The following is a 19,864-nucleotide window of genomic DNA, read 5'->3' as shown; positions in this document are numbered from 1 at the left end:
CTAGCTTACGCCGCGTATGCTGTTGAGAACGTTTCGCCGTCCAATGGAGTAGTATGCACGCCCGCTCGTTCGCCATGCGTTGGCTTTCTGCCGCAACCGTGTTGTGCTCGCTGCCTCTTGCGGCGGTTGCGCAAATGCACAAGGTTGCGAAACCGGATCAGGTAACGCGCGCCGTCGCGCTGTACGAATACGTTGGCGATGACCCATTGAAGCCAAAGGCTGCTCGGCTTATCCCGGTGTCGCTTTTCATTGGTGGCCACTATGAAGACGCTGGCATTTACCTGGCTCGGCCCATTCCTTTCGCCCTTGAATCCGGTATTCGCTACGACCTGCAGAAGAGCGGCGTGCAGCAGAATGTTTTTGATCTGATTGCATCGCGGAATTTTGCGGGAAGCGCAATTGCCGCTAACCTGCCGTTCGATGACGGTTGGTTCGGCTACGGGCGTGTGTCCGCTCCAAAGGCACCCAAGGCTGGACGCATTCGACCGAACTGCGGCAACGCGCATGTTGTGCAGGAAGCCCCTAAGGACGATGGCAAGCCTCACTTTGGTTCAAAGTCTTCTGATTCCAAGACAGCCGATCCGAAAGCCGCTGCGGCTGCGATTCCCGAAGAGTGCCGCGAGGAAGATACGCCTGCAAAGGTAACGCTGGACGACTACGGTTCCGGCAAGAAGGACAAGGATTCTGTCGATCCGGAGCGCCCCACGCTGCACCGTTCGCCTGAATCTTCCGCGCACAACACGGGAGATCAGGGTAAGGCAAATAAGAAAGATTCCAAGAAGCCACCCGAGGCGACCGTTACGCAGAACAATGCTCCTGCCGACGATCCGGATCGCCCCACCATCCGCCATCGTGCCGCGGAAGAAGATGATCCGAATGCGCTTCCACCAGATCCAATGGAGCTGGCAAGCCGCAGCACTGCCAAGGCTGCTGAAACGCGAGCGGCCGGCCCATCCGATGTTCGATCTTCCGCCAACGAGACCGTGACGGAGGGCGGTACCATCTCCAGCGGCGACACCATGTCGGGTGGCCCGGTCCTGCGACGCGGTGCGATCACCACGGCCAAGGATGATACCCAGGCTGTCGTGAAGGTAAAAGCCTCGACTGTTTCTACGCTTTCTACACCGCTGGATTCGATCGTTGCTGTCAGTGATGCGAAAGACCGTCCAGCGCACGATTTCACTTACAAATTCAGCAACAACACGGAGCGCGCGACTGCACTCAGTGCGTTGGAAGATCTGGCGCGTGCGGTTGTGATGAATCCGGCACTCGCAACGGATGCGTTGGAAACAACCGCAGCTCCGAAGCCTTCTGCAGCTGCGCCCGTTAAGCCCGCGACCACTGCGAAGACAACTACCGCTCGCAACCGCAGCACAAGGACTGCGAAGACAACGGCTCCTGCTTCCCCTTCGGTCACGTTTGCGGATGAACAGATGGGCGCCTACCAGCTTTATTTCAGCGCGCCCGTCAGTTACACCTTCTTTGCGCGGGTTCCAGCGACGGATTCAGCGCCGGAGCGCTATGTGACAGTCGTCGCGAATACCGATCCTGATGGAACACTTCATCCCGCGATGCGGACGGTCACCGATAGCATGCATCTTGACCGGATTCCACGGTATCGTCCCATTGACGTGGTCGACGCCGATGCGACCAACCGTGCGGAGATACTCATGGAGCTTCGTCACGGTAGTTCGCGGCAGTTTGCGCTGTATCGCCTTCTTGGGAACAAGACAGATCAGGTCTTCGTCAGCGGTACTACTGTCCTGTAAGACGCTCTCACTGATCTGCTACGCCGAAGGCGTCGAGAACAGCACGAAGTACCTGTTTTAATAGATCGATGTCTACCGGAGATCTATTCGCGTCGCCCCAGCCTTCGTCCCCCCGCAACACCGCAGCCATTACTCTTCTGGCCCATTGCGATGGCGGAGCACGAGGTAATCCTGGTCCTGCGGGATATGGTGCCGTTATTGCGAAAGAAGATGGCGTTGTTCTCGCAGAACTAAGCGAATTCCTTGGATTCAAGACAAACAACTTTGCCGAATACAGCGGCCTGCTGGGTGTTCTTCAGTGGGCTTTGGATAACGGTTACACGCGCCTCAAGGTCGTCAGCGACAGCGAGCTGATGGTGAAACAGATCCAGGGCAAGTACAAGGTCAATAGCCCTGATCTCCGGCCGCTCTTCGAAGAAGCCAAACGGCGGATTGCGCGCCTGGACCTGTTCAACATCAGCCATGCCCTGCGGCACAAGAACAAAACCGCGGACCGGCTTGCCAATGAGGCCATGGATCGCGGCATGGGGAAGACACCAGCTCCCGCAAAGGCCACTCCATATCCCCAAAAGTCTTCGGAGCCAGCAGCTCCTCGTCGGATGGATCCTGTCCCTCAACGGTCCGAAGTGTCAGCTCCCCCCCAAGGGGAAATGCTGCGTGGCTTCGTTCGTGATGGCGCTATTCATTTATTGGGTGGGAAGTCATTGCCGGATGGCGTCTTCGTAAAGATCATCCGCGAATAGATCGCTGCATGCAGTAACTCGAGGCCGTGGCTTTCTACGAAAGCTAGCCACTCGTTGGCGCGCCGATACATAGGCGACACACGAGCGATCGATAAAACGAGATACCCTTTTCCTTCTTTGCTCGCCGCCAGGCGAGTAAAGAAGGTGTTTTTCATGGGACTTATGCAGTAACTTCGAGGCCTAAAAGTACACGGCATTCTCGGGCAAGTTATCTAAGTCGATGATGTGGGATTAATAACTGCTCAAATGCGAAAAGCCCACTCCGAAGAGTGGGCTTTTCAATGTAATGCTGGCGATCACCTAATCTCCCACACAGCTACCCGTGCAGTACCATCGGCCCAGCGAGACTTAACTTCCGTGTTCGGGATGGGAACGGGTGTGGCCCTCGCGGTATTCTCACCAGCAAATTGTCGAAACTCGCATGCGCGAGGTTTCACGACTGAATAGATTGAGTAGACGATATACCAAAATTTGGATTTGTCTTATATAACTACTTGGCTTGTATTGAATTATCTCTCTAGGATCGCAGAGTTTCTGCGCAGAGTAAATTCTATGATCAAGCCGAACGGGCGATTAGTACTGGTAAGCTACATGCATTACTGCACTTCCACATCCAGCCTATCAACCTGGTGGTCTTCCAGGGCCCTTCTTATCCCTTACGGGTTGGGAGATCTCATCTTAGGGCATGCTTCCCGCTTATATGCATTCAGCGGTTATCATAACCGAACTTCGCTACCCAGCCGTGCCTTTGGCAAGACAACTGGAACACAAGAGGTTCGTCCATCCCGGTCCTCTCGTACTAAGGACAGCCCCCTTCAAATCTCCTACGCCCACAGCAGATAGAGACCGAACTGTCTCGCGACGTTCTGAACCCAGCTCACGTACCGCTTTAATAGGCGAACAGCCTAACCCTTGGAACCTTCTACAGCTCCAGGATGCGATGAGCCGACATCGAGGTGCCAAACCATTGCGTCGATATGAACTCTTGGCAATGATCAGCCTGTTATCCCCGGCGTACCTTTTATCCGTTGAGCGATGGCCCTTCCATACAGAACCACCGGATCACTAAGGCCTGCTTTCGCATCTGCTCGACTTGTAGGTCTCGCAGTTAACCACACTTATGCCTTTGCACTCGACGGCTGATTTCCAAACAGCCTGAGTGTAGCTTCGCGCGCCTCCGTTACAATTTAGGAGGCGACCGCCCCAGTCAAACTACCCGTCTTACTATGTCCCTCTCCCCGATCAGGGGAGGAGGTTAGAGTCACAACAATCGCAGGGTGGTATCTCACCGTTGGCTCCTCCGAACCCGAGAGTCCGGGATCAAAGCCTCCCACCTATCCTGCGCAGCAATTGCCGTAACCCACAGTAAAAGTATAGTAAAGGTGCACGGGGTCTTTTCGTCTAGCTGCGGGTAACCGGCATCTTCACCGGTACTACAAGTTCGCCGAGCAACTCGTTAAGACAGTCGTACGATCGTTACTCCATTCGTGCAGGTCGGAACTTACCCGACAAGGAATTTCGCTACCTTAGGACCGTTATAGTTACGGCCGCCGTTCACTGGGGCTTCAATTCAGAGCTTCGCTTGCGCTAACCCCTCCTTTTAACCTTCCAGCACCGGGCAGGAGTCAGCCCCTATACGTCGTTTTAGACTTTGCAGAGACCTGTGTTTTTGTTAAACAGTCGCCGTACGCGTTTCACTGCGACCACCTCGGGCTATGAACCCTACCGTGGTGACCCTTCTCCCGAAGTTACGGGTCTAATTTGCCGAGTTCCTTAACAAGCCTTCACTCGAGCGCCTTTGGATATTCTCCTCGTCTACCTGTGTCGGTTTGGGGTACGGTTCCCAATCGTTCTCCTTAGAGGTTTTTCTTGGCAGCATGAAATCAGCAGCTTACACCCTTAAGGGCTTGCTTTGCACCTCACTGTTAAGACCAAACGGATTTGCCTATCTGGTCCAGCTTACGTGCATCGACCGCCATAGCCATATGACGACCTGCCTATCCTTCTGCGTCACCCCATCGTAATAACGACCAATTGGGAGGTCCGGAATATTAACCGGATGTCCATCGCTTACGCCTTTCGGCCTCAGCTTAGGGACCGCCTAACCCTGAGCGGATTAACCTTCCTCAGGAAACCTTAGACTTTCGGCGTGAAGGGTTCTCACCTTCATTATCGCTACTTATGCCGGCAGGGTCTCTTCTCGAAACTCCATACGTCTTCTCAGTCGTACTTCATTGTCGCGAGAATGCTCTCCTACCACGCACACAAAGTGTGCATCCGCTGCTTCGGTATATAGTTTTAGCCCCGTTGTATTGTCGGCACCGGACCGCTTGACCAGTGAGCTATTACGCTTTCTTTAAAGGATGGCTGCTTCTAAGCCAACCTCCTGGCTGTCTGAGCGTTCCGACTTCCTTTCCCACTTAACTATAATTTGGGGACCTTAGCAGGCGGTCTGGACTGTTTTCCTCTCGACTGTGAAGCTTAGCCCCCACAGTCTGACTCCCGGGCTGGTTGTCATTGGCATTCGAAGTTTGGCTGGATTCAGTAAGCCGGAAAGCCCCCTAGTCCAATCATGTCTCTACCACCAACGCAAATCACCCGAGGCTAGCCCTAAAGCTATTTCGGAGAGAACGAGCTATCACGGAATTTGATTAGCCTTTCACCCCTACCCTCAGCTCATCCGAGCTTTTTTCAACAAACACCGGTTCGGTCCTCCAATGGGTGTTACCCCATCTTCAACCTGGCCAAGGGTAGATCATCCCGCTTCGCGTCTATTCCTGCCAACTTAACGCCCTATTCAGACTCGCTTTCGCTGCGGCTCGCTCACGCTTAACCTTGCTGACAAGAATAACTAGCCGGCTCATTATGCAATAGGCACGCGGTCAGACATTCCCTTACGGGCATAGTCCTCCCACTGCTTGTAGGCACACGGTTTCAGGTACTTTTCACTCCCCTCAAAGGGGTACTTTTCGCCTTTCCCTCACGGTACTGGTTCACTATCGGTCAGAATCGAGTATTTAGCCTTACGGGATGGTCCCCGTGGATTCAAGCAGGGTTTCTCGTGCCCCGCCTTACTCAGGTACCTGCTTCGAGTCCAGATAAATTTCGTTTACGCGCCTGTCACGCTCTGTGGGGCCCCTTTCCAAGGGCTTCGACTATCTACTGGATTGGTAACTCTACTGTTGCAGGCCCTACAACCCCCGTGTTACCGAAATAAAACGGGTTTGGGCTATTCCGAGTTCGCTCGCCACTACTATCGGAATCGAGGTTTCTTTCTTCTCCTGGGGGTACTGAGATGGTTCACTTCCCCCCGTTCGCCTGAGCCCGCCTATGTATTCAGCGGGTCATACATACGGTTTGCGTATGTGGGTTTCCCCATTCGGAAATCTCCGGATCAACGCCTGTGTGCGGCTCCCCGAAGCTTATCGCAGCTTGCCACGTCCTTCATCGCCTGATTCTGCCAAGGCATCCACCGTGCGCCCTTAGTAGCTTGTTCATAGAATTTACTCGCACGCAGATTACTCTGTTGCGAGTGTCCATATTATTCGCCTTGTTACTTATCCTAAAGACACATTCATTACTAAATCTTCAGTTTTGCAGAGACTACCTGCAAGCTGAAGGCTCAGCCTTGTAGTTATGTTTACCCAATCTATTCAGTTGTCAAACATCACACACGCTTCTGCGTGCTGCACCCTGAGGTGCTGGACTATGCTCTGTCCAAGGCTCAGACCATTGGGTCTCAACCTCATCCAGATTCTTATCTTTTCGAGAGTATTGGTGGAGCTGACCGGGATCGAACCGATGACATCCTGCTTGCAAAGCAGGCGCTCTCCCAACTGAGCTACAGCCCCATTCGCACCAACTTGATTAGAGTATCTCCATCAAGGAGGCTCGTCAAGAGGATGGTGGGCCTGGGTAGATTCGAACTACCGACCTCACCCTTATCAGGGGTGCGCTCTAGCCAACTGAGCTACAGGCCCAGGTCAGAGGTGTGCACCCGATAACTTATCGCCATCGGGTGCAGCCCCTAAATTCCCTTGAGCTCCCTGCCGAAGCAGTTGGCTCTCGAAAGATTTTCGAGGACACAGTTGAACGTGCGGATCGACTAAGTCGATCGTTGACCATCGTGCAGATAGTCATTAACCAAAGAGAGGTTTAGTTCAGACTCTTACTTAGCCGAAGCCTTGTAAGGTGTCCGGGCCAGAAGAAACTCACTCGAGGTGCTCGCGATACGCGAGACGCTTCTTCTTTCCGGATCGGTTTCTCTTTAGAAAGGAGGTGATCCAGCCGCAGGTTCTCCTACGGCTACCTTGTTACGACTTCACCCCAATCATGAATTACACCTTGGGCGGCTGCTCCCTTGCGGTTAGCGCACCGACTTCTAGTGCAACCCACTTTCGTGATGTGACGGGCGGTGTGTACAAGGCCCGGGAACGTATTCACCGCAGCATTCTGATCTGCGATTACTAGCGATTCCAGCTTCATGGAGTCGAGTTGCAGACTCCAATCCGAACTGAGGCCGGCTTTTTCCGATTGGCTCCCCCTCGCGGGTTCGCAGCGGTTTGTACCGGCCATTGTAGCACGTGTGTAGCCCTGGACATAAAGGCCATGAGGACTTGACGTCATCCCCACCTTCCTCCCCGTTATCCGAGGCGGTTTCGCCAGAGTGCTCAACTAAATGGTAGCAACTGGAGATAAGGGTTGCGCTCGTTGCGGGACTTAACCCAACATCTCACGACACGAGCTGACGACAGCCATGCAGCACCTATATACGGGCCTATTGCTAGGCGCACCTATTTCTAAGTGATTCCCGTACATTTCGAGCCCAGGTAAGGTTCTTCGCGTTGCGTCGAATTAAACCACATGCTCCACCGCTTGTGCGGGCCCCCGTCAATTCCTTTGAGTTTCAGCCTTGCGACCGTACTCCCCAGGCGGATTGCTTATCGCGTTAGCTTCGACACGGCAGGATTGGGTACCTGCCACATCAAGCAATCATCGTTTAGGGCTAGGACTACCAGGGTATCTAATCCTGTTTGCTCCCCTAGCTTTCGCGCCTCAGCGTCAGTAATGGTCCAGTGAGCCGCTTTCGCCACAGGTGTTCCTTCCGATATCTACGCATTTCACCGCTACACCGGAAATTCCACTCACCTCTCCCATACTCAAGCCCGGCAGTTTTCGGTGCAGACTTCGAGTTGAGCCCGAAGATTTCACACCAAACTTGCCAAACCGCCTACGCGCCCTTTACGCCCAATAATTCCGAACAACGCTTGCCCCCCTCGTATTACCGCGGCTGCTGGCACGAAGTTAGCCGGGGCTTCTTCTATAGGTACCGTCATTATCTTCCCTATCGAAAGGAGTTTACGTCCCAAGAGACTTCATCCTCCACGCGGCGTTGCTGCGTCAGGGTTTCCCCCATTGCGCAAAATTCCCCACTGCTGCCTCCCGTAGGAGTCTGGACCGTGTTTCAGTTCCAGTGTGTCCGTGCGCCCTCTCAGGCCGGATACAGATCATCGCCTTGGTGGGCCATTACCCCGCCAACTAGCTAATCTGCCGCGAACTCCTCTCCAAGCGCATTGCTGCTTTGACTCGTAAGTGTTATGCGGTATTAGCTAAGGTTTCCCTCAGTTATTCCCCACTCGGAGGTAGATCATTCACGTGTTACTCACCCGTGCGCCACTTTACTCAGGACCGAAGTCCCTTTCTCGTGCGACTTGCATGTGTTAGGCACGCCGCCAGCGTTGATTCTGAGCCAGGATCAAACTCTCGTTTGAATACTGGTTGGCTGCGCTACAGGACGGAGGTCCGTAGCTGTCAGCCGCCTCGCAGCGCTCGAAAAGGCTGCGAGGATAAAACTAGTGAGATGACTAAACCGTAAGGTTTAATGATTCTCACGACTGGCACGTTCAACCATGTTGTCAAAGATCCTAGTCAGATCAGGCCTAAGCCGTCTGCTTTGGATCAAGGACGCTGTCAGTCATCGACTCGACAGTTGTGTCCTCGAACTTGTATGAGCTGGTGTCTTTTACGCTTTCGCGCTCTGGCTACTTGCTCGCCGTATCTTCAGCTTTTCGCTTCAGACCGCGTCGCTTTCGCTCTTGACTGCCTCGCTGCAACTTCTTAAGAGTATCGCGTTTTCGCTTGCCTGTCAACCCGCTCGCCTCTATACTATTAAGCTCGTTTGCTCGATCCTCTTGGTCGACGCTAGCCCCGCGGGCAACGCTTGCTTATCAGTATGGAGTCGGCGGCGACTTAGCATTCTTAGCGAAGACGCACTCTACGCATGTTGCGCGCAGACATTTACCGCTCACAATCTCTCAAAACATCTCAAGCGCAAACTGCGACAGAGTCGCGAATGTTTGGCTCGGGGCTTCTGCCCCTTCCAATCTCTACTTACAGTGCTTGGGTTTGTCGATTGGGTCGCCAGAACTTTCGCTCTCAGCTTGACCTCGCGTGACAAACGCTTGGACTGATTTGCTGCTCTTTCGAGTCTTACGCTGCAGGCTGCCTTTCGGCTACCCACTCGACCGCTTCATACTGACCGCTTGTCGACTTTTCTTTTATATCAAGCCTTTCGGCTTTTGTCAACTTGCAGCGTTTCGCTTGCCGGTTGACTTTTCATTTATACAAACCGTTTCGGCTTGTGTCAAGCGGCTTGTTTCTTACCACTTGCTTGCTACTTTCGTTTCGCGCTCAACCACTGCGCTCGACTTGATTGACATTACAGGGCCGTCCGCCTCAGTGCAACCGCAAACGTGGAAAAGGCTGCGGAAAACATGACCGCAGCCTTCTATAAACCACTACAGATTAATGACTTGTAAAAAGTTCACGGGCATCTTGTTTCAGACTCTTCTGACTACCAGGACGCGTGTAAAACATGTGTCCACCGGGGTATTCATGGATCAGAATTCTTTGCGCAGTGGCTTGCGGTATCTGATTCACGGTCACTATCGATCCCATAAATGGGCAGGAAAGATCATTCCAGCCATGCGCAATCAGAACATGCAGCTTTGGATCGGCTGCAACCGCCTGCCTTAACTGTGTTCCCGATCCGCTGCGCTCATCCCTTCCGGAACGATCCCACATACGGCCCACTTCATAGCTCAGGGCGTTATACCGGCCATCCACCTTCCAGCCCACTGTCTGCGTGACGAAATTCACCATGCTCTGCGTCAGTGGGGCAATGATCGTATCCAGGATGGGATCACCTGTCTTCTGATCGCGGTTATATGGAAACGGATCTAATGCCGTGACGTTGGAGTCATACACGCTGCCCAACTTGCCTTCCTTGCGATGAACCTCTCGCAAGAAGACATCCGGCTCAATGCGGCCACCTTCAGCACGCACGAAATCAGGATCAAGTCCGGTGAGCTGCGTCACCTTCGCAACCATGCGATCTTTCGTACCGGGATCAGAGCTGCCGCGGATCAGGTCGGTGGCGTACTCGCCCTCGGCATAGTCAATGACATCCTTCATCGACGCGGATGTTAGTTTGCCCTGACGCTCCAGGTTCGCTGCAGCCATCGATGGCATGGTGACAATCCATGGCAGCGGAGACAGATCGCCGTTATCGGTAATGCTGGGATTCAGATAAGGCGACACCAGCACTACACCATTCAGCCCCACACCGAGTTGTGTCTGCAGATAGCGCGTGATGCGAGGACCACGGAAGCCGCCATAGCTTTCACCGATGAGATACTTCCGCGACATCATGCGGCCGTTCTTCAACAACCAGTCATAGATGATGCGCGAGAGATAGTTCACATCGGCTGTCGGCGCATAGAAAAGCTTCTTCGACTCTGCTTCAGAAACCTCAGAACGGCTGAAGCCCGTGCCGATGGGATCAATGAAGACCAGATCGGTAAAGTCCAGCCAGGTGCCGGGATTGTCGACCAGCGTGGGTGTATCGGATGGTGAGGAGTTGTCCTCGCCGAAGGGCACGCGCTTGGGGCCGATGGCTCCAAAGTTCAAATAAACACTGGCAGCGCCGGGGCCACCATTCACTGCAAATGTCACGGGACGATCTGCTCCCGGCATGGTGTACGAAGTGAAAACGACCTGACCCGCGACTTTGCCGTCAGTATTGCGCACCGGCAGGGTGCCCACCGTCACGGTGTACTTCAGCGGCTTGCCGTCCAGCGTAATGCTCTGTTCCACGTGCGCATCCGCAGGCAGCGGCGGGAACGAAGGCTTATCCTTCGCATCCCTGGCTGCATCTTTTGTGGCGGGAGGTGCTGCCTGAGGTGGCTCATCTCCATGTTCCTGCGCAAAGCAGGGGGCAGAAACACACAGTACAGCGGCCAGCGCCAGATGATGAGAAAGCAGGGGAAATCGCATGGGTAACACGGTATCAGCAAGTGATTGTCGGGTGCGACAGCATGACACTGGCCTGCTCTCCCGCTGAGAAGTACACTGAGCCCGCCGCATCGGAGGCCATCGTGAGCTTCACTCCCGGTAACCTTGCCGCGCTGATCATTGCCGCCAGTTTCTCTGCTGGCCTTAACACCTACGCCACGCTGCTGACTTTGGGACTGGCCGCGCACACGCGCTGGGTGCAACTTCCGCCTGGTCTGGAGGTGGTGGGCAACTGGTGGGTGATCGGAGTCTGCTCTGTGCTTTTTCTCGCGGAATTCATTGCTGATAAAGTTCCGACTCTGGACGTAGCCTGGAACGCACTCCATACCGTCGTGCGTATTCCAGTCGCGGCGCTGCTGGCTTATCGAGCCACAGAACACCTCACGCCGCCAATGCAGATTGCCGCTATTGCTGCGGGCGCGGCCATTGCCGCTTTGGCGCACACATCCAAAACTGCACTTCGCGTGGCCGTGACTCCATCGCCGGAACCCTTCTCAAACATTGCGCTTAGCAGTACAGAAGACGTGGCCGCCGTTGGCCTAACATGGTTGGCCACCTCCCATCCGTGGCTTTCCGCCTCCATTGTGCTTGTGCTTCTCGGGATCGCTTTGTTTGCGATCCGATGGGTGATACGGCTTTTTCGACGGGCCTTCCGCAGCGGTGTCGCCGCACTTCCGCAACCGCCCATGCCATAAATCCCAAAGAACCATTGGGTATACTGACCTTCACCGGAAGCTCTCTTCCGGCCGGAGCGATTCATGCCCATCCAAACAACTGACAAAATTTGGCATAACGGCACCCTGATTCCCTGGGCCGATGCCAACATTCACGTGATGTCTCACGTGGTGCATTACGGCTCGTCCGTATTTGAAGGCATCCGCGCCTATACACAAGGCGAGAAGGCGGGTATCTTCCGACTTCGTGAGCACATGCAGCGCTTTATTGACTCTGCGCGCATTTATCGCATGCCCCTTCCCTACTCACTTGATGAGCTTTGCCAGGCAGTTGTCGATGTGGTCGATGCAAACAATGTAGCTCCTTGCTACATCCGTCCCGTAGCTTTCCGCGGATACGGTGAGATCGGCGTCAACCCGCTGAAGTCGCCGGTTGAGATCTACATCGCAAACTTTCCCTGGGGTAAGTATGTGCAGGGCAACCAAGGCGCAGACGTCTGCGTATCCAGCTGGAACCGCCTTGCACCGAACACCATGCCGTCGCTTGCGAAGGCTGGCGCCAACTACATGAACTCGCAGTTGATCCGCATGGAAGCTGAGATCAACGGCTATGTGGAAGGCATTGCGCTGGACCGCAACGGCTATCTTTCCGAAGGCTCGGGCGAGAACCTGTTCCTCATCCGCGAGGGCAAGCTCTTTACCTCGCCTCTTGCGAACAGCGTGCTCAACGGCATCACTCGCGCCTCAGTCATTCAGATTGCGAAGGACTTCGGCATTGAAGTTGTCGAGCAGGCGTTGCCGCGCGAAATGCTGTATCTCTGCGACGAAGCTTTCTTCACCGGCACCGCTGCAGAGGTTTCGCACCTGCGTTCGGTGGATCGCATTCTCATCGGCGACGGTTCCATGGGTCCTGTGACGAAGAAGCTGCATGATGAATTCTTCGCCCTGGTCAACGGTGGCAAGAGCGATCGTTACAACTGGCTCACGCCGGTCAATGTGCGAGTGGCAGAAACCGTCGGCGCATAAACTTCGCTTCATCCAAAAAGCAAGACGGGCAGCCAACATGGTTGCCCGTCTTGCTTTTGCCTTAGTGCTAGACTCGAATCCGCTTTTCCTACGGATTTCTTCATGCCTCCAACACACGCTCCCGGAACCGACTACGGCGTTGACGCTCCCGGCGTTATGCGCAACCTGTTTCTGATTGGCTTTGCCTGTCTGTTCGCAGGACTGCTGCTTCCTCGAGTGGTGCATCTTGGACCAATTGCACTCGCCACACGCCCATCGTTCCTGTGGCCGGCATTCTTTCTCATCAGCGAAGGCCTCCTCTTCCTGCTCTATGTGAAATACGGCAAGTTCCGTCATCGCGACTTTATGTTGCGCATGCATATGTGGAGCGGTGACGAGCAGGTGTTGGATGTAGGCTGCGGACGCGGTCTTCTGCTGGCGGGTGCTGCAAAGAAGCTCACTACCGGTCACGCCACGGGCATCGACATCTGGTCTACAGAAGACATGGGCGGTAACGCTGAAGCTGCAACACAGAAGAACCTGCAATTGGAAGGCATCGCGGCTCATTGCACTCTGGTTAGCCTTCCAGCGCAGGAAATGCCGTTTGCAGATGCCAGCTTCGACGTCATCGTCTCGAATCTGTGCCTGCACAACATCTATGACAAGCCAACGCGTTCGCTGGCGCTGGATCAGATTGTTCGCGTATTAAAACCGGGCGCCACGGCACTGATCAGCGACTACAAACTTACGGGCGAATATGCCGATCACTTTCGCAGTGCTGGGTTGAACGTAACAACGCAGTGGGGAAGCTTCCTCACCACGTTTCCACCGCTACGAGTCGTGATCGCAAGAAAGCCCGCCTAGAGCGCGGGCTTTTGCAGTTCCCTATCAGAACATCCTTACGACTGCGAAATGGGCCGTGTGGTGAGGTGGCCTTCTGGATCGTCCTGCGTATCCCAGCCTGGCAAGTTCTGATCGCCCACAATGAGACGGGAGCCTTCCTCAAAAAACGCATACGTATATGCCCAGTTACGGAAGACCGAGAAGCGATTCCGGAAGCCAATGAGAAAGAAGATATGCACGACCAACCACGTGAGCCATGCGGGAAATCCACTGAGGTGGCCCTTGAACGGCCACTTCACATTCGCCACAGCAGCACTGCGCCCAATGGTGGCCATGTCGCCTTTGTCCGCATAGATAAAGGGCTTCTTCATCTGCTCGCCGCGGACTTCCAGCGCGATCGAACGCCCCGCGTAGTCGCCCATCTGCATTGCAGGTTGAGCCACTCCGGGAACAGGCTTGCCTTCGCTGGTCGCGGCTGCAAGATCGCCACAGACGAAAATCTCTGGATGTCCTTCCGGGTGAAGCTGGCCATCCACGATGACGCATCCGCGCTTATCCAGCGGCACGCCCAGCAGAGCACCTAGAGGCGAGGCCTTTACACCTGCTGCCCAGATCGTGACCACCGCATCAATGCGTTCATCGCCAACCATCACATAACCGGGCTGCACATCGGTCACGCGAGTATTGGTGCGCACTCGCACACCCAGCGCCGCAAGCTGTTCCACTGCTTTCTTCTGCAGATCTTCAGGATATGCGCCCAGAATGTGCGGCGAACCCTCCAGAATCACCACCTGCGCCTTCGCCGGATCAATGTGTTTGAAATCGCGACGGATATATAGCTTCGCAATATCGGAGATAGCGCCCGCGAGTTCCACGCCTGTGGGTCCGCCACCGATAACAACAAAATTCAACGCTGGATGACGGCCCGTCTCCTGCATCTCGCCTTCGGCGAGTTCAAAGGCAAGCAACACGCGGCGACGGATCTCCACCGCATCTTCAATCGTCTTCAAGCCGGGAGCCAACTTGGCCCAGTCTTCTCTGCCGAAGTAAGAATGCGTAGAGCCCGTGGCCAGGATCAGGTAGTCATACTCCAGCACGACACCACTCTTCAACGTGGCGCGCTGCGCAGCCACATCGAATCCCACCACTTCATCCATGAGAACTTGTGTATTCGGCGCGCGAAGAATTGCGCGGATGGGCTGTGCAATCTCATTGGGCGACAGCACCGCGAGTGCAACCTGATAGAGCAGTGGCTGAAACGTGTGGTGATTGCGACGATCCACCAGCGTGATGCTGACGTCTGCGTCCTTCAATGCTTCCGCGGCCTTCAATCCGGCAAAGCCGCCACCCACGATCAATACCCGCTTGCGTACACCACCCGTCGCCATTCAGGTCGCTCCTTCTTGCTGGTCACCCTGTCAGATGCACGAGAAGCTGCCTTGGTCGCTACCGGGGCGTCAGGGTGTCTTCAACAGCGTAATCGTAATGGCGCCCTGCGTCCCGACAGATGCTGTGATCTTGGTAACAGCGGCGGTATTCGCATACTGCAGCGGCGACACTGTCACCATTCCGTCATCATCGCTGACGGCATTGGACGTGATTGTGCCGTAAACCGGAGCCGTGGGACACCTGCCGCTGGTGCACGCAGGTTGCCATCCCGACACCGCTTGGTACACCGCAACTGCAGCACCCGCAACAGGATTGCCAGATGTGTCCAACACACGCAGCGCCACATTGCTCAGGGAATCCGAGGCGGATCGGCTTTGTGCATCGCCACTGACCACCGCCGCACGCAGATTGGCAGCAGCAACCCCAATCACGTTCTGCGTGCTGCAAACGGTGCTCCACGCACACGCCTGCACAGTGGCAGCTTCCCCATCGCGTAAAGCGCCGATGGCGTCGATACTCGACAAACCTCCTGCATCCGCCGCGGATACAGAAGACGAGAGGCCTGCACGCGATGTGGATGCGGTCCATGAAACCGGCGTACCGGGAGCAGCGGCACCATTCTGGGTAACGTCTACGACCGGCGCAAAGGCGGCCCCGGATCCGGCGGCGACATATTCCGTGGGCCGCAGCAAGGTCACAGCACGCGAAACAGTCATGGCCGTGAATGAAGCCTGAACCGTGGAACCAGCGGGAGAGACAGCGCGCACTGTCATTGCACCGGCAACGCTGGGTGTGATGTAGGTTTGGGCCACACCGCTGGCGTCCGTCACCAAGGTGCATCGCGCAAGATTGCATGCGCCCACAACGATGCTTCCGGCAGATGCCGAAACGGCAATCTGACCATTCCGCACGGCCGCACCGTTCGCATCTTTCAACTGCAATGCGAATGGTGTCGGCGTTCCAACGACTACGGAAGCCGAGGGCTGCGAAGTGATCGCAAGCACATCAGAGGCAGCGCCGCCATAGGTGATTGCTCCCGTCATCGTAGAGAAGCCGCCTGTAGAAAGGTCGGTGATCACGACATCTTTCACACCGGAGCCCATCGCAGGCGCGACAACACTGATGGAAGTGGGGGAGATGCTGACAACTCTCGCGGCCACTCCTCCAATGGTCACTGTATTTCCAGCAGCAAACCCCATTCCGGTGATCGCGATCGTTCCTCCTGATAAAGGCACTCGCGCAGGTGAAATGGAATCGGCATAAAGAACACGAGCACGATAGGTGTAGTCCGCGCGGCCATCGCCGCGAGCGTCAGTAATGGCAAGGCGGACGCTCTCTGTCGCAGAAAACGAAACGCGCAACTGTGACATGCCTGTGCGCATTCCGTTAAAAGCAGCCGTCTGCGCAGCGAGTCCCGGCAGTATGCCCGTGGCATCGGATCCATGCCACATGCCGATCAACGGCATTGCCTTGTTGCTAGTTGCGTTGCCTGTCTCATCAGTGGCTGTCACTTCCACTGTGGCTGTGCGGCCTGTTTTTACTGAAAGCGCTGTCCATGACGAATGGCCCACACCGCAGAGTCGAGAAGACCAGGTGCCATCCAGCGGGATGCTGCCAGGCACACTCTCTGTCCCGTCCTTTGCAGTCGAGCAATCCGACGCTGCATCGGGGACCGTATAGGAAACGAATACGTTCGCGCCAGGAGAATACGGACCATTGCTGATGGAGATAGCTGATCCAGAAGGAGAAGGGCTTCCCATCTGGTACGGTCCTACTGCGTACGCCCCCTTGTAAAGCGGGTTCACGGGCTCGGAAGCGAGCGTAACGTATGTTCCTGTACTTAGAGGAATCGCCGCAAAATTAAAGGTGCTTGCTGTATCGCCCACGATGGGGCCGTAAATTCCCTGCGTATCGACGGACGGCCCGGTAACTGGATTTCCGCGTTGAAACGACATGTTGAATCCAGTGACATTGGAAACGGACTGAAAGCCATCTACTCCATAACTTCCCCACCGCTGATAGCGAGTCACCGTGAGGTTGATCCCGCTCAAAGGTCGCACTCCGGAAGAGTAGATATTGCCGGACATGTTGATCATGTTTGAAGCCGCCAGAGACGTTGTGCTGTCGGCATAGAGCAGCCACATGGCCGCAATGTCGTCCTCACGCAGCGTGAATGGCTGCGGCAGACATTGATACGTATATGCCCCACAGATAATGTCGATTGGGTGCATGATGGGCCAGTGCATCTGTTGCGCGTACGTTGGCGCTGGCACGGCCGTAAAAACGTTGTCGTTCAGTTGCGACCAGCCAATCCCCAGAACACGGCCAAACACACGCATCAATTGATACTGAAGCTGTAGTTGCTGCTCCGCGGCGGCTCCACTGCATCGGCCATTCACAACAATGCGCGCATGCGCGATCTTGCCGGGCTGAATAAACAGATCAACGAATTCCGTCACGCCATTCGTACGGCAGTTAGATGGTTCGCTCGCACCCGAACCTAACAGCGCGTCCGTGATGGAGCCATCCGCATCCAGAACGACTGCGATCTGCTTCGAAGTGTAGTTGCTACTGGAAACATCTGTTGGCCAGACCAGTCCACTGGACCCCATATACACATTGGCTGAACTAACATCCTCAGCCAGGGCGCCGCCATTCTTCAGAGTGAAGGGCAACGCGCTCAAATTCCATACGGACGCAGCGGCATCCACCATCGATACAGCAGCAGCATGGCTGACCGAAGAACTCAGTGATCCTGCATCGACGAAGTACTGCACATCGTTGCGATACCAGTTCATCGCCTTGCCTGAATTCGTCCACTGCGACCCCGCTACCCATCGCGGATTGGCTGCTTGCAAAACACTCGCACAGAAGAACAACAGGAAAAGCGTCGCGCGTTTCACTGCGTAACCTCCATGCGATGCCACGCACGCAACATGGAAGTCACCATTGCACGATCCATCTGGGAAACATCCCTTTTTACGGTCGATTCAACTACCGCAAAACTCTGCGCTGCGGGTTGCACCGTGTTTTGGGTGGAAGCCGGAACCTGCACAGCCAGCCATCGCAAGTCAACGCTTCCCTGTGCGCTGTCGCCATGTAATGTAAACGCGCCAACGCCTCCCGCAGGCGAAGCATAACCGCAAGCTGAATTTGCACGCAGCAGCATCAGTCGCTGTTCTTTCACAACGTAACGCGAAGGATCATCCACCCAGAGGCCAGCCCACTCGCGCAACACGTACGTCGCACCGTCGCTCACACCACGAATGCCTTCCAGCACTTGAAAGCGCACCGTGACCGTCTCGTCACTGCGTTCTACCGACGTCACTTCGCCGGTGAAGATCACATCCGCACTCGTGTAGAGCGAATGTAGTGCATCTTCCAGCGTGGACGGCGGCTGGGGCAAACCGACCGTATCAGACAATGGTGCGCTTCCGTTCGTCATCGTTGCGGAGCGCAAGACATCCGCGAGGCTCTGCTGCGCACGCATTGACACTGCAAGCGTCATCCATACCCCTGCCACGATCAAAACCTTGCCGTACAAATTCCGATGGATGCGTCGCATGTGTCTTTTATCGACACACCACGCGCAAACTTCAGCGTCTTACGACTGGAACGGCTGCAACTGTTCCTCCGTTGGTTTCGGCGTCATCAGGCTCACGATCGCCAACGCCATCAGGCTCACCAGGAGTGCTGGCAGAATCGCATCGCGCTCCGCAATCACGGCAGGAAACACCCGATGCACCCACGCACTATCCCACCCCACTGTGACCACGGTTCCCAATGCGATCGACGTCACCGCACCTGCAGCCGTAGCGCGCTTCCAAAAGAACGCCGCCAGAATCACCGGTGTGAGCGCAGCCGAATAAATCGTGTAGGCATACAGACTCTTCTTCAGCACGCTCTCCGTACCGAGCGACTGCCACAACGCCCACACTCCCAGCAGCACTACCATCAACCGCGAGACCAACAGAACGTCACGATCGCCCGCCGTTGGCCGCAGATAACGAACGAACACATCATTCACAAGATTCGTCGCCGGACTGAAGAGATAGTTATTCGCGGTGGAGATGATCTTTGCAAAGATTGCGCCCATCATCAGCGCGCCCAGGAACTCAAGCATGGCGTTCCCACGCAGTCCGTTCATCGCAAGGTAGGCAAGTATCTCGCGCGGATGCTGGCTCACCTCTCCAGTGGGGAACATCGCTGAACCCACCAGTGCGAGTGCCACGATCGCCGTCTCAAGCACCACTGTGCCAATCACCCAACCCACGACTGCGTTGCGTGCATCGCGTTCGCTCTTCGCAGAAAAGAACTTCTGATACATCGACTGATTGCCAAGCATGAGCAAACACGTGGGCAGAAACAACTCCGCTGCCTGCACGGGTGTTATATCGCCCAGCACCATAAAGTGCGTTGCAGGAAGCGCGGCATGCACCGCATGCCATCCGCCAGTGAGGTGAATCAGGATCGGCAGCGACAACAGGATCGTTACCGTTGCCAACGATCCGATCACCACATCCATGTATGCCACAGATCCCATGCCCGCAATCGCAGTGAACACAATGACGAATCCCGCAATGATGTAACGGCCCATCACGGCGCTAACGCGATCTGGGAAGATGAGGTGAAGAATGTCACCACCACCAATCAATTGGTAGCTGGTGATCGCTGTGTAAGTAAACAGAACTGCAATCACACCGAGCACACGCGCCGTCTGGTTGTAGCGAGCTTCAAGCAGATCTGGAATGGTGAACTTCGCGAACTTACGCGCGCGTGGCGCGATGAAGAAGATCAGTGCTAACCCGGCCCATCCGCCGCCGCCCTGCCAAAGGGCCGCAAAGCCATGGCGATACGCGTTCTCAGCGCCGCCCAGCAGCGATCCGGAACCGATCCAGCTTGAGAGCAGCGTGAACACCAGCACAGCCGCGGGCAGCGTGCGCCCGGCCACCAGGTAATCCGCTTTCGTACGCACCTGCCGAACGCGGGAAAGCGACACTGCAAGCAGCGTCACCACGATCAGCCCAATCACAATTCCATAAAGACTCATGTGCGAATGAGTCTACTCCGGCAGAAGCTTAGGGAAATT

10 protein-coding genes, 2 tRNA genes and 3 rRNA genes are annotated in these 19,864 nt (G+C 55.5%); 5 read left to right on the top strand and 10 right to left on the bottom strand.

Annotated features, from left to right (window positions below):
* The first annotated feature begins 53 nt into the window (after positions 1–53).
* The gene (locus tag BLT38_RS20215) at positions 54–1,769 is read left to right on the top strand and encodes a hypothetical protein (protein ID WP_083346789.1); all 1,716 of its coding nucleotides are present in this window, start codon (positions 54–56) and stop codon (positions 1,767–1,769) included.
* A gap of 68 nt (positions 1,770–1,837) precedes the next feature.
* Positions 1,838–2,512: a ribonuclease HI family protein gene (locus BLT38_RS20210; protein ID WP_083346788.1), complete on the top strand. Its 675-nt coding sequence runs from the start codon at positions 1,838–1,840 to the stop codon at positions 2,510–2,512.
* A gap of 287 nt (positions 2,513–2,799) precedes the next feature.
* On the opposite strand, the gene rrf is transcribed toward BLT38_RS20210, so the two are convergent.
* The 6 genes from rrf to BLT38_RS20180 all read right to left on the bottom strand — a co-directional run bounded on the left by rrf (position 2,800) and on the right by BLT38_RS20180 (position 10,846).
* Positions 2,800–2,916: ribosomal RNA gene (rrf, locus tag BLT38_RS20205) — 5S ribosomal RNA — on the bottom strand.
* A 148-nt stretch (positions 2,917–3,064) separates the two neighbouring features.
* Positions 3,065–6,008: ribosomal RNA gene (locus BLT38_RS20200) — 23S ribosomal RNA — on the bottom strand.
* A 279-nt stretch (positions 6,009–6,287) separates the two neighbouring features.
* Positions 6,288–6,363, bottom strand: a tRNA-Ala gene (locus BLT38_RS20195).
* A gap of 52 nt (positions 6,364–6,415) precedes the next feature.
* Positions 6,416–6,492, bottom strand: a tRNA-Ile gene (locus BLT38_RS20190).
* A gap of 291 nt (positions 6,493–6,783) precedes the next feature.
* Positions 6,784–8,283 (bottom strand): 16S ribosomal RNA (locus BLT38_RS20185).
* The 16S, 23S and 5S rRNA genes sit together here with 2 tRNA genes alongside, the layout of an rRNA operon.
* 1,033 nt (positions 8,284–9,316) lie before the next feature.
* Positions 9,317–10,846, bottom strand: a complete 1,530-nt coding sequence (locus BLT38_RS20180) for a S10 family peptidase (RefSeq protein ID WP_083346787.1) — start codon at positions 10,844–10,846, stop codon at positions 9,317–9,319.
* A gap of 41 nt (positions 10,847–10,887) precedes the next feature.
* Here BLT38_RS20180 and BLT38_RS20175 point away from each other — a divergent pair, with 41 nt between their 5' ends.
* From BLT38_RS20175 to BLT38_RS20165, 3 genes are all read left to right on the top strand, one after another.
* A complete protein-coding gene (locus BLT38_RS20175) occupies positions 10,888–11,559 on the top strand; it encodes a DUF4126 domain-containing protein (protein ID WP_231966641.1) in 672 nt (223 codons plus the stop codon).
* A gap of 63 nt (positions 11,560–11,622) precedes the next feature.
* Positions 11,623–12,564 carry a branched-chain amino acid transaminase gene (locus BLT38_RS20170; RefSeq protein ID WP_083346786.1) on the top strand — a complete coding sequence of 314 codons (942 nt, stop codon included), beginning with the start codon at positions 11,623–11,625 and terminating at the stop codon, positions 12,562–12,564.
* Positions 12,565–12,666: 102 nt separating this feature from the next.
* Positions 12,667–13,407 carry a class I SAM-dependent methyltransferase gene (locus BLT38_RS20165; RefSeq protein WP_083346785.1) on the top strand — a complete coding sequence of 247 codons (741 nt, stop codon included), beginning with the start codon at positions 12,667–12,669 and terminating at the stop codon, positions 13,405–13,407.
* 35 nt (positions 13,408–13,442) lie between these two features.
* Here the strand turns inward: BLT38_RS20165 and BLT38_RS20160 are convergent, their stop codons facing one another.
* The 4 genes from BLT38_RS20160 to BLT38_RS20145 form a co-directional block, all read right to left on the bottom strand.
* A complete protein-coding gene (locus BLT38_RS20160) occupies positions 13,443–14,774 on the bottom strand; it encodes an NAD(P)/FAD-dependent oxidoreductase (protein ID WP_083346784.1) in 1,332 nt (443 codons plus the stop codon).
* 69 nt (positions 14,775–14,843) lie between these two features.
* Positions 14,844–17,678, bottom strand: a complete 2,835-nt coding sequence (locus tag BLT38_RS20155; protein WP_083346783.1) for an IPT/TIG domain-containing protein — start codon at positions 17,676–17,678, stop codon at positions 14,844–14,846.
* Entirely contained in the window at positions 17,675–18,340 is a 666-nt protein-coding gene (locus BLT38_RS20150) for a hypothetical protein (protein WP_156785233.1), read from the bottom strand. Before BLT38_RS20150 ends, BLT38_RS20155 begins: the two co-directional genes overlap by 4 nt.
* Before the next feature lie 39 nt (positions 18,341–18,379).
* Positions 18,380–19,825, bottom strand: coding sequence for a sodium:solute symporter family protein (locus BLT38_RS20145; protein WP_083346781.1), 1,446 nt, complete (start codon positions 19,823–19,825; stop codon positions 18,380–18,382).
* Positions 19,826–19,864 lie beyond the last annotated feature (39 nt).

Source organism: Terriglobus roseus (assembly GCF_900102185.1).
GTDB classification, from domain to species: Bacteria; Acidobacteriota; Terriglobia; order Terriglobales; family Acidobacteriaceae; genus Terriglobus; species Terriglobus roseus_A.
Note: the sequence above shows the minus strand (reverse complement) of the source record. Positions and strands in the feature narration are given on the sequence as shown.

Bases quoted from the DNA above. Each gene is read 5' to 3' on its own strand.
- BLT38_RS20210 (WP_083346788.1), top strand. From the start codon at position 1,838: ATGTCTACCGGAGATCTATTCGCGTCGCCCCAGCCTTCGTCCCCCCGC.
- BLT38_RS20175 (WP_231966641.1), top strand. From the start codon at position 10,888: ATGACACTGGCCTGCTCTCCCGCTGAGAAGTACACTGAGCCCGCCGCA.
- BLT38_RS20215 (WP_083346789.1), top strand. From the start codon at position 54: ATGCACGCCCGCTCGTTCGCCATGCGTTGGCTTTCTGCCGCAACCGTG.
- BLT38_RS20150 (WP_156785233.1), bottom strand. From the start codon at position 18,340: ATGCGACGCATCCATCGGAATTTGTACGGCAAGGTTTTGATCGTGGCA.
- BLT38_RS20160 (WP_083346784.1), bottom strand. From the start codon at position 14,774: ATGGCGACGGGTGGTGTACGCAAGCGGGTATTGATCGTGGGTGGCGGC.
- BLT38_RS20170 (WP_083346786.1), top strand. From the start codon at position 11,623: ATGCCCATCCAAACAACTGACAAAATTTGGCATAACGGCACCCTGATT.
- BLT38_RS20165 (WP_083346785.1), top strand. From the start codon at position 12,667: ATGCCTCCAACACACGCTCCCGGAACCGACTACGGCGTTGACGCTCCC.
- BLT38_RS20180 (WP_083346787.1), bottom strand. From the start codon at position 10,846: ATGCGATTTCCCCTGCTTTCTCATCATCTGGCGCTGGCCGCTGTACTG.
- BLT38_RS20145 (WP_083346781.1), bottom strand. From the start codon at position 19,825: ATGAGTCTTTATGGAATTGTGATTGGGCTGATCGTGGTGACGCTGCTT.